Raw genomic sequence first — 11162 nt, 5'->3', positions numbered from 1 at the left:
TTTTGTGTACTGGTCTACCTCGGCGTCCTGCTTTTGGTGCATGGCTCCGAACGCCCGCGGGCCCCGGGGGGGGCCCCCCGCGCCGCGGGACCGGCGGGCCCGACCTCCCTCCCGCCACCCCCGGAGACCCCATGAACACCCGCACGGACCGACCCGTCCCCGACTACATCGCCGAGGCCGCGGCACCCGTCCGCGACCACCTGGCCGCCGCCACCACGCTGGCGTCGTTCCTGCAGACCGCCGGCACCCTCACCCTCGACGAGCGCCGCGTCATCGTGGACCAGGCGCTCGTCCTGCTCGAACAGAACTACGTGCACCTGCCGCTGAAGGCCGCCATGTACGCCGTGAACCCGGTGCAGCGGCTGCGGCTGCTCGCCCGGCGCCTGGAACGGCAGACCGACGCCGACATGCCGCCCGAGTGGACCTTCCACGCCGAGGTCTCGGAGATCTTCCACTCCGTCCGCGACCTGCACACCAACTACCTGCTGCCCGCCCCCTTCAACGGCAAGATCGCGTTCCTGCCGTTCCTCGTCGAGGACTTCACCGAGCAGGGCGACGGCACGGCCGCCGAGCGCTTCCTCGTCACCCGGGTCGCCCAGGGCTTCGCCCCGCCCGGGTTCGGGCCCGGCACCGAGATCACCCACTGGAGCGGCATCCCGATCTCCACCGCCGTCGACCTGCACGCCGCCCGGTTCGCCGGCAGCAACGCCGAGGCCCGCCGCACCCGCGGCGTCCAGTCGCTGACCCTGCGTCCGCTGCGCATCCACCTGCCCCCGTTCGAGGAGTGGGTGACCGTCAGCTACCTCGACGCCGACGGCACCGCGCGCGAGCTCCGCGAGGACTGGCAGGTCGTCGACAACCTGCCGCCGCTCGTCGGCACCGGCACGCTGGGCACCGCCGGCGCCTCCCAGGGCATCGACCTGGAGACGGACGAGGTCGGCCGCGCCAAGGTGCTGCTCTTCGCGCCCAGGGTGGTCGCCCAGCAGCGGGCGGTCGAGGCCGGCGAGCCCGCACCCGGCCTGGAGGCCGGCGAGATCGCCACCACCATGCCCAAGGTCTTCAAGGCGCGCGAGGTCACCACCGCCTCCGGCACCTTCGGCCACCTGCGGATCTTCACCTTCGCCGTGGACGACCCGGTCGCCTTCGTGGAGGAGTTCGTCCGTCTGGTCGGCCTCCTGCCGGACCGCGGCCTGGTGCTGGACGTCCGGGACAACGGCGGCGGCCACATCTTCGCCGCCGAGTTCACCCTGCAGACGCTCACCCCGCGCCGGATCACCCCGGAGCCCACCCAGTTCATCAACACCCCGCTCAACCTGCGGATCTGCCGCCGCCACCAGAACGACCCGGACATCGACCTCGGCGCCTGGGTGCCGTCCATGGAACAGGCCGTCGAGATCGGCGCCGCCTTCTCCCGGGCGTTCCCGATCACCCCCGAGGACGGCGCCAACGCCGTCGGGCAGCGCTACTCCGGGCCCGTCGTCCTGGTCACCAACGCCCGCTGCTACTCGGCGACCGACATCTTCACCGCGGGCTTCCAGGACCACCGGATCGGCACCGTCCTCGGCGTCGACCGCAACACCGGCGCCGGCGGGGCCAACGTGTGGACGCACGACCTGCTCTCCGCCCTCCTCGCCGACGACCCCGCGACGCCGTACCGGCCGCTGCCCGCGGAGGCGAGCATGCGCGTCGCCATCCGCCGCACCCTGCGCGTCGGCGCCCAGTCCGGCACCCCGGTGGAGGACCTCGGCGTCACCCCCGACGAACTCCACCGGATGACCCGGCGCGACCTCCTGGAGGGCAACGCCGACCTGATGGAGCGCGCCGGACAGCTCCTCAGGGCGATGACCCCGCACGCCGTGGCCATCACCGACACCGCCACGACCGGCGGCGCCCTGCGCCTCAAGGTCAAGACCACCAACATCGACCGCCTGGACGTCTACATCGACCAGCGTCCCAAGGCCTCCCTCGACCTGCTCGACGGGCACGCGGACGTCACCGTGCCGGACGCGGCCGCCGCGAACTCCGCCCGCGTCGAGGGCTACGTGGACGGCGAACTCGTCGCCAGCCGCACCGAGCAGCTCCACTGACGGCCCCGGCCCCGGCCTCCCCGGACCCCGGCGGATCCACCACCCGCCGGGGTCCGGGCGCGCGTGCCCCGCTCACAGCGCGGTGCCGGTCTCCTCGGCCAGTGCGGCGAGCAGGCGGTCCTGGAAGGCCTCGTCGTGGACGGCGGGGTGGGGTGGCCTGAGTTCGCCGTGGTACCAGTAGCCGCCGGTGGTCAGGGCCCCGGGTTCGTCGCCTGCGGCGAGCCACTCCTGGGTCCGGTGCCCGAGTTCGAGGTCGTCCGGTGCTCCGGGGCCGCCCATCCTGGTCGGCACCCATCCGGGGTCGACGGCGTTGCTCGGCACGCCGGGGCGCAGCCGGGCCACCGCGGCCGCGAGGGTGGTGACGAACAGCTTGCTGTCGGCGTAGGAGCCGGCACTCCGGCCGCGCCAGTCGACCCCCTCCGTCGTCGGGTGGCCGCCGAAGTGCGAGCCGCTGCTCAGGTAGACCAGTCGGCGCGGTGTCGGCAGCAGGGCCGTGAGCAGGTACGGGGCGACGACGTTGACCGGCATGACGGCGGGGCCGCGCCACACCCCGGCGTTGTGGACGACCGCGTCGAGCGGGTCGGCGTCGTTCAGCTCGGCGGCGATCCGCCGGACGGCGTCACGGTCCGTGAAGTCGCCGGTGACGGCGTCCGCTCCCCGGTCGAGCAGGGGCCGCAGGGCGGTCGCCCGCTCGGGGTTCCGGGCGTGCAGCACGACCCGGTGGCCGGCGGACAGCAGCGTCTCCGCGGTGGCCCGGCCCAGGCCGTCCGTGGAACCGGTCACCAGGATGCGGCTCACCGGGTCACCTCCCCGTACTCGCTCCGCTGTCGTCTCCTGCTCGGTCCGTCTCCATTCTGCGCGCGTGTTCCCCGGTGGGCGGCGAGCGATCGAAGTCGACCATCCGGTGTCTCCGGGCGGTGACCGCACTCCCGCCATGACCCGTTGTCACCGGCACCCGTCGGCGGGGCACTCCGCTGCGTGACCGCGGCCGCCCCCGAGGCGCGGGCCGCGTCCCGTCGGGCACGGTGCCGGGGGACCGGGGCGGCCGGGGCCGGGCAGGTCCGTGACCGACCGTCACCACCCCTGCCGCGGACCGGATCCGCTCCGTCACCGCACGAGCCAACACAAGCCCCCAGCACCGAACGTGCCGGTGCCGCGGACCGTCCGAACGGGCCCGGGGCCGAGATGCCGCACCGGCCGGTGCGCGGGACGATCGAAGGGGACGGGGCCGGAACACGAGCCGGACCCCGGCGGGCGGCGCCCCGCGGCCGTCCCCGACCGCCGTTCGACGCCGGGCACCGGCTGCCCACCCGACCGGACGCCTGCCCTGCCGTGGGGCCGCATCCGGTCACCGGCCGTCCGCCGGCCCCGATCCACCGGACGTCCCGCACGAGCCCTCCCACGAAAGGGCGGGAATCCCATGAACGCCTTCGAAAGCCACATCGCGCGCGCGGACCTCGCGGCCGCCAAGCGCCTCACCGGTACCACCTCCCCCTACACGATCGAAGTCGAGTTCCTCGGCGGGCTGACCGAGTCGCAGAAGAACGCGTTCAAGGCCGCCGCCGACCGCTGGGTCCGCGTCATCGTCGGTGACCTGCCGGACGTCTCCGTCGGCGACCGGATCGTCGACGACCTCGTGATCCGCGCCCAGGGCCGGACCATCGACGGCCCTGGCCACATCCTCGGCCAGGCGGGACCCACCCAACTGCGGCCCGGCCCCGGGCCCTCGGAGTTCCTGCCCGCCACCGGCCTGATGTCCTTCGACCAGGACGACCTGGCCTCGATGGAGGCCAACGGCACCCTCGTCGACGTGATCACCCACGAGATGGGCCACGTCATCGGCATCGGCACGGTCTGGAAGCTCAAGGGTCTGCTGCGCGGCAGCGGAGGGCCCAACCCGACCTTCACCGGTCTCAACGCCTCGTCGGAGTACGCCGTCCTCGTGGGCGACCCCGAGCCCCGGCGCGTCCCGGTCGAGAACACCGGTGGTCCCGGCACCCGGGACGGCCACTGGCGCGAGACCGTCTTCGCGGACGAGCTCATGACCGGCTTCGTCGGCCACGCCGGCAACCCCCTCAGCCGGATGACCGCGGCCAGCCTCCGGGACCTCGGGTACGAGGTCGACCTCGACGCCGCCGACCCCTACGTCCTGCCCAACCACCTCGAACTCGCCGAGCGCGGCGAGCTGCGCGCCCACGTCGCGCCGATCGACGTCGGCGTGATGCTGCCCACCATCCCCGACACGCTGCCCGCCGACAGCCTGCAGACCGCCTGAGGCGACACCGCCATGGCGGACAACGACCGACCGCGCCCGCGGGAGCAGCCCTACACCGTCCGGCGTCCCGAGGTCTCCGTCCTCGGCAGCCAGTCCGTGGTCCCCCGGGACAACGTGGTGCGCCCCCCGCCCAACCGCTTCACCCACACGCTCGACGCGGACGGGCCCTACTGGTACGACCACCACCGGCCCGAGGGGCCGCCGGACGGCATCCTGCCGGCCGGAACGGCCGTGGCGCTCCTCGTCGAGGCGGACCGGTACTGCGGCGTCGTCACCCCCAGCGGCCTGTACGTCGCCGTCCACCGCACCCACCTCCGGGTCCTGCCGCACCCGCCCCAGCCCCCGCCGCCCGGCCCGGGGCCGGGCGAGGAGGACGACGCCTGACGCGGCGGACCTGTCGGGCGGTCAGGACCGCACCCGCCGCAGCCCACCGTCCTGGAGGACGATCATGGGTGACTTCGCCGTGAACACATCCGTCGCCGGGGTCCGGTCGCAGCCGTGCGCCGACGACGGCGGGCCGTCCTGACGGCCGGTCGTGGACGCCCTTGAGGGAAGACCCCGATGAACCAGGTCATCCGGCATCCGGCGGGGAGGTTCCGAGCGCCGAGCGAGCCGCGCTTCGTGCGGGGCAGGCGCGTCCTGCCCTGGCTGCGGTTCCGGGTGTTCAGACGGTGGCGGATGCGGCGCGTCCGCAAGGAGACCCGGCAGCGGGTGGCCATTCCCCAGAAGTGGCGCGGGAGGTGGACGCCCGGGAACTACGTGAAGGCCCTGTCGTGGATCGGCACGTTACTGCTCCTGGGGTGGCTGGCCCTGGCCCTGAACGTGATCGTCGGCGGAAGTCCCGGTCTCGTCGAGAACACCTGCCGCCGGACCAGCCAGTCCTGCAGCGTGGTCATCAGCTTCACCACGCCCTTCCTGGTGCTCTCCCTGAGCACCGCCGTCTTCCTCGGCGTACGCCGCTGGAAGACCATCCGGCCGATCGGCCGGACCGCCCGGAAGAACCCGCAGCAGCTGGTGCCCACGGCCGGCACGATCGTCGACGAGGTCGTCGGCCGGCAGGAGCTGTGCTCGGTCATCGCCCAGGCGCTGCGGGACCGGCGCCGGCGCCGGCCGTACGTGCTGGTGGGCGGCGTCGGCAGCGGGAAGACGGCCGTGCTGGTGCAGCTGACCCAGGTGCTGGCGGAGAACGGCGCCGTGCCCGTCCCCATCCACCTGCGGCGCATCGACCTCGACGGCGCCGACCTGAACTTCGGTGAACTGGCCAAGCGGCGGTTCTGCGACGAGGTGGACCCGGGGGTCATCTCCCGGGCCCAGGCCGAACGGGTGTGGCGGCAGCTCTGCATGGACGACAAGGCCGTGGTCATCGCGGACGGGCTGGAGGAGGCGTTCTGCGAGGACGAGGAACAGGCGAACCGGGACAGCCTGATCCGCCGCGCGATCGGCCGCGCCCAGAAGCAGAAGCTCCCCCTGGTGATCGCCTCGCGCCCGCACCCCGCCCTCGAAGGCACCCAGGCCGCCGTCATCGACCTCGAACCGCTCAGCGAGGAGGCCGCACTCGGCTACCTCGCGCACCGGAAACCCGGTGTCGACAACCGCAGGCTGGACTGGATCGTCGAGACGGCCGCGGTCGCCGAGTCCCCGCTCTACCTCCAGATCGCCCGCCAGCTCCGGGAGCACCAGCTCATGGAGCACTTCGAGAACAGCAAGGAGTGGGACCACGTCAACACCCGCGGCGGCGACCGGACCTGCATCCGGCTCAGCCTCCTGGACTCCTGGATGAGGGCACTCGTCCAGGGCCACCTCCGGGCCCGCTTCGACATCTCCTCCGAGCAGCGCAGGCGGACGGTGGCCGTGATGTCGGCGCTGGCCTGCATCGGACTGCTCAACGACCGGCTGGAGGTCAGGTTCGACGAACTCATCGGCTGGACCGGCCACGGCGGCGACCACCCGAAGGAGGCGGAGGTCCCCTACCGGGCGGTCCTCCGGGCGCTGCGCCGGAGCGTCGAGGGCCTGCCCGGGAACGACGAGGACGCCTGCTGGCGCACCGCCCTGTCGCGCTACGCGGCACGCGGTGAACAACTCGGGCTGGTGGAGGCCCAGAACTTCAAGGTGCGGTTCCCGCACAGCATCCTGCAGTCCTACCTGGGGTCCTCCTTCCTCGACGTCGTGCAGCGGGACGACGCCGGACTCCTCGACAGGGCGCTCGAGGAACCCGGCCGCGAGCTCCTCATCGCCCTGGTCCTGCGCTCCCGCCGCAAGGGCGAGACCCTGCAGCGCGCCACGGTCGACCTGCTGCTCGAAGCGGCCCGCGAACGCCGGGACGACAAGGCCCTCGACCTGTTCGCCGCGGCACCGGAGATCGACACCTGCCAGGCCGACGACTCGGCCCACGCCCTCCTCGCCAGGACGATCCTGCAGCGGTGGCCGGAGATCGTCGAGGGCGATCCGAGAACCCTCGACGAGGCGAAACTGCGGTTGGTGCACGCCTTCGGCGAGGTGGCGAGGCGGCTCGACCGCTCGAACCGGGAGGACCCCGAGAAGTGGTCCAAGCCGGCCTACGGCGACCTGATGAGGGTCACCTGGGTCGAGCCCGGCTATCCCGTCCGGCTGGCCATCGCCCAGGAGATCGGCGCGGGCGGCGACAACGCCTTCGACGCGCTGCGCAGGCTCTTCCCGTGGCCGAAGCGGAGGAAGGGCAGCGAGGTCGAGGTCTACGACCCCTGGGAGCAGTACAAGACGGCCATGGAGATCCAGAAGCACCGGGAGAGCGCGGAGCGCGAGCGGAGGATCGGCCCTCCCGACCCCGAGGACGGCACCGAGCGGGGACCGCGGACCGGGGAGCAGATCTGGCGCGAGTTCGTCACCCGGGCGTGGCTGGTCCCGATGATCGTGGGCTCGGTGAGCAGCGACCGGTGCGAGCAGGCCCGGGAGCGCATGGGCCTGTGGCTGCAGCACCTCGCGCCCAACCCCGCGACGGGCCGCGCCGACCTGCCCATCTCCCTGGAGATCGCCCTCGCCCAGGGCTTCAAGGGCGCGGCCAACCGCCGCAGTCGGCATCCCGCCACCTCCGACGAGGCCCGCGAGTACCTGATCGAGCAGGCGGAGCACATGCTGACGCACGCCCGCTACTGGTACTCCCAGGTCACCCTCATCCACGCGCTGTGCCTGTGGGAGCTGCCGGACAGCACCGACGAGGTGCTGGAGGGCGGCGAGAACGGCCAGCGGTCCGGCTCCGACCCGTTGCAGGCCGTGGAACGCTGGCTCGCCATGACGGGCAGCGAGCAGGCCCCCGGCGACCGGCCCGCGGACGAGCTGACGGTACGGGGCGGGAACCGGCTGCACCCCTTCGTCGCCGAGGCCGGGGACCTCGCGGCGCTCGCCCTGGAGACCCGGCGTCCCGAGCGGTTCATCTGGATCGACGAGAAGGGGACGATGGCCAACATCGGCTCGCAGCCGGCCGACCCCACGGTCTACCGCAAGCACAACCTCTGGATCCCGCCGTCGGTCGGGTGGAGCACCCTGCATCCGCGCGCCCAGCAGCTCCTCGCCGACATCCTGCTGCTGCTCAACCTCACCGAACGCGACGGCCGGCTGGTCGACAGCCGGCTGGAGCGCACCAACCGCACCACCCTCCCGCCCTGCCTGACGAAGGACCGCACGGCGCTCCGTCCCGAGCGCACGGTCGGCATGGCCGGGACGGCCGAACCCGGGACGAGCTGCCTGCGCAGCTGCCAGTTCGAGCTGTGCCCGTACCCGGCGAAGGGGGCGCAGCCGGACGGCGAGCTGCGCGAGCCGTTCTGCCGGCAGCAGCAGGCCCTGCTGAGGCGGCGCACCGCCCGGCGGAGGAGGGCGGGCTGGCAGGGCATGACCGACCGTGAGCTCGGCCGGTTCTGGACGGCGATGGCGGAACGCACCCGGACGCCCTCGGCCGTCGAGGAACCGTAGGACCTCCCCGCGCACGGGTCTGCTCCAGGTGGAGCCCGTGGGTGGTGGACCCGTCCCCGTCACCACAGGCTGTCGGTGCCCGCCCGAAATCCGTGGCGGGCACATCCACGCGGCGTTCCCCGCAGGGGCGGACGGGACGTCACTCGGTCGTGCCCCCGCAGATCGTGAGCCTGCCGTGGACCTGGGACGGCGCACGGGAGGGGATCGGCGCGATCTTCGCGGCGTGCGCGGCCCAGCCGCTCTGCGCGAACCGCTACCCGGACCTGTCGCGCACGCTGACGGAGCAGGTCCGGCGGCTGGAGGCGCACCCGCTGAGGCTGACGGCGCGGCCGCCGGCGGCGGGTGACCCGGTGAGGGTCGTCCTCGACGGCGGCGCGCTGGTGAACCTGCTGGTCGCCAACGCCGTCAAGGCGGTCGACGTGCCGGCGGCGCTGGACGAACTCGCCCACGGGAACCCGGAGCGGTTCGCCCGCGCCCAGGCCGCCGGCGCGACGCCCGTCGTCGGTGAGGTCGCCCACGGCCTGACGCAGTCGGTGGCCTGCAGCGAATGGGTTCCGGGCCACTCGGAGTCCGACCTGCTGCGGGCGGGCCGCCGGGCCTTCCCCGGATGGCCGGACACGGTCCTGGCCCAGGCCCCGCAGCTGCCCTTCGAGCACGACGTCTGCCGCGCCTGGGACGTCCCCGCGGCCCCGCGTTCCGTCCGGGCGGTGACGCGCAGCGACATCCCGACCCTCGTCCTGTCGGGCGGCTTCGACTCCCAGACCGCACCGAGCAGCGGGCCGGACGCCGCCCGCACGCTCGGCCGCGCCACCGAGGTCACCGTCCCCTACGTCGCCCACGTGGTCTTCGCCGACTCGCCCTGCGCCCAGTCGATCACCACGTCCTTCTTCGACACCCCGACCGCCCCGGGCACCGGATGCCTCGCCGGTCTCCGGCCACCCGCCTTCGAGATCGCACCGTAGGGGTCCACCACCAGGGGCGCGGGGCCCCTGAGGTGCCCATCCGCACCGGTGCGTCAGGCGTCCAGTCGGACGGGTTGCCAGCGGTAGGCGGCGTCCTCCTGCCAGCACTGGAGTTCGTCCTCCACGACCGCGGCCAGGCACAGCCGCCAGTCGTCGCCGACGGTCAGGGCGACCCGGGTGGCGGGTCGCAGGGTGGGCCGCCACCAGCGGGGCCGTCGTGCCCCGCCGGAGGCGGGCAGGCGCAGCCGGACGCCGCCGGTGCCGGCGAGCGCGATCGTCGGGCCGCCGCGGTGGCCGGCCATCGCCACGCCGAGGGCGGGTTCGGACTCGCCGATCTCGACCGGAGCGCCGCCGCCGAGCGGGTACAGCCGGGCCGTGCCGTCGGGGCCGAGGATCACGGCCTGCGGCCCGGCGGAGGACCTGGCCAGTGCGGCGCCGCGGGCCCGGGCCGGTGCGGAGATCCGCTCGGCCCGGGTGCCGGAGCCCACCTGCCAGCACAGCACCCGGTCCTGGTGCTCGACCAGGACGGACCACGTTCCGACGCGCTCCTCGGTGGCCGCGAGGACCCGGTCGGCCGGGCAGCCGGGCACCTCCTGCCCGGTGACGGTGACCCCGGGCGACCAGCGGAAGGACTGCAGGACGCCGGCGCGGGCCGTCCAGACGACCAGCTCGCCGGCGGAGTTGACCGCGCCCGCCGCGCCGGCGACGCCGCGCGCCACCTCCCACCAGCCGGAGCGGTTTCCCACCCAGAGCGCCCCCGCACCGTCCTCGGCGAAGACGGCGAGTTCCGCCGCCCGGCCGGACCGTCCGGCCACGATCTCCCGGAGCGTCGGCGGGCCCTGGTTGGTGCGGGTTGCCGGGAGCTCCGGCGGGGAGAGGCCGGGGCCGGTGTAGCCGACGCCGTCCGATCCGCCGGAGACCACCAGCGGCCGGCCCGCGGTGTCGGGCAGCACGGCCAGGCAGGAGGTGCGCGGCAGCGGCCGGTGTGCGCGCAGCAGTTCGCGTCCGCGGGCGGCCCAGGGGCCGAGCGGGGCGGGGCGGCGGTCCGGGTCGTGGTGCAGCGGTTCGGCGACCCAGTCGGCGAGCTCGGCGCTGAAGCCGGCCGCCAGGAGTTCGCGGCGGGCCTGCTGGGCGGCCGTCCGCTGGTCGAGCCGGCCGTGCTCGGGCAGCAGCAGGCTGCGGGCGAGCGTGCCCACCGCGAACAGGTCCTTGGCGGTGGCCGGGAACCCGCCGACCTGCTCGGCCTCCGGCGGGACGTGCCCGGGGGTGAAGACCGCGACCGTGAGCGTGCGGTCCAGCGGGGCGAGGAAGGTCAGGTCGATCAGCTTGACCCGGCCCTCCGGCTCCACGAGGACGTTGGCGGGTGAGATGTCGCGGTGCACCCAGCGCTTGCGGTGGAGTTCGTCGACGATCCGGCAGAGCCGGACGAGCACCTCGGCCACGGCGGGCAGGCCGTCCCGGTTGGCCCGTGCCCACCGGTGCAGCGGCACGCCCTCGACCCAGGGGGAGATCTGGTAGCCCATCACCCCGTCACCGGGCGGGCTGCCCGGCCGGTGCGGCGAGGGGCCGAGCAGGAAGCTGGGCACCACCAGGTCGGTGACGGCGAGGCGGTGGGCGTTGTGCGAGACGTCGTCCCAGCGGCCGAGCCAGCGCCGTACCTCGGACGGGTCGCGCTCCAGCATGATCTTGGCGGCGACGAGCTCCTTGAGCCCGCTGCGGCCGGTGCGCACCGCGCGCCACACCTCGGCCTCTCCGCCGCGGTGGTGGAACTCGAGCAGTTCGTACTGCTCGGGATCGAACTCCGGCCCGAACCGCAGCCCCGGCACCCAGCGTGACTCAGACACTCCGCCCCCCGCCTGACCGGTCGGTCCTGGCCTCCCGACCCCCACGATA

Annotated in this window: 7 protein-coding genes; 5 read left to right on the top strand and 2 right to left on the bottom strand. The window is 74.0% G+C overall.

From position 1 onward, the window contains the following. The first annotated feature begins 131 nt into the window (after positions 1-131). Positions 132-2087 (top strand): S41 family peptidase, encoded by a 1956-nt coding sequence (locus AB0442_RS11610; RefSeq protein ID WP_366162299.1) that lies wholly within the window; start codon positions 132-134, stop codon positions 2085-2087. Positions 2088-2159: 72 nt separating this feature from the next. On the opposite strand, the gene AB0442_RS11605 is transcribed toward AB0442_RS11610, so the two are convergent. Beyond that, positions 2160-2885, bottom strand: coding sequence for an SDR family NAD(P)-dependent oxidoreductase (locus AB0442_RS11605; RefSeq protein WP_366162297.1), 726 nt, complete (start codon positions 2883-2885; stop codon positions 2160-2162). A 622-nt stretch (positions 2886-3507) separates the two neighbouring features. On the opposite strand from AB0442_RS11605, the gene AB0442_RS11600 reads away from it, so the two are divergent. The 4 genes from AB0442_RS11600 to AB0442_RS11585 all read left to right on the top strand — a co-directional run bounded on the left by AB0442_RS11600 (position 3508) and on the right by AB0442_RS11585 (position 9269). Further along, positions 3508-4362 (top strand): leishmanolysin-related zinc metalloendopeptidase, encoded by an 855-nt coding sequence (locus tag AB0442_RS11600; RefSeq protein WP_366162296.1) that lies wholly within the window; start codon positions 3508-3510, stop codon positions 4360-4362. Between the two features lie 12 nt (positions 4363-4374). After that, complete coding sequence (locus tag AB0442_RS11595) at positions 4375-4746, top strand: hypothetical protein (RefSeq protein WP_366162295.1); 372 nt, start codon at positions 4375-4377, stop codon at positions 4744-4746. A gap of 327 nt (positions 4747-5073) precedes the next feature. After that, positions 5074-8307 (top strand): ATP-binding protein, encoded by a 3234-nt coding sequence (locus tag AB0442_RS11590; RefSeq protein WP_366162294.1) that lies wholly within the window; start codon positions 5074-5076, stop codon positions 8305-8307. A 149-nt stretch (positions 8308-8456) separates the two neighbouring features. Continuing rightward, positions 8457-9269 (top strand): alpha/beta hydrolase, encoded by an 813-nt coding sequence (locus AB0442_RS11585; protein ID WP_366162293.1) that lies wholly within the window; start codon positions 8457-8459, stop codon positions 9267-9269. A 53-nt stretch (positions 9270-9322) separates the two neighbouring features. Here the strand turns inward: AB0442_RS11585 and AB0442_RS11580 are convergent, their stop codons facing one another. Further along, on the bottom strand, positions 9323-11113 hold the full coding sequence (locus AB0442_RS11580) for a hypothetical protein (RefSeq protein ID WP_366162292.1): 1791 nt from the start codon (positions 11111-11113) through the stop codon (positions 9323-9325). Positions 11114-11162 lie beyond the last annotated feature (49 nt).

Source organism: Kitasatospora sp. NPDC085895 (genome assembly GCF_040702125.1).
GTDB lineage: Bacteria > Actinomycetota > Actinomycetes > Streptomycetales > Streptomycetaceae > Kitasatospora > Kitasatospora arboriphila.
Note: the sequence above shows the minus strand (reverse complement) of the source record. Positions and strands in the feature narration are given on the sequence as shown.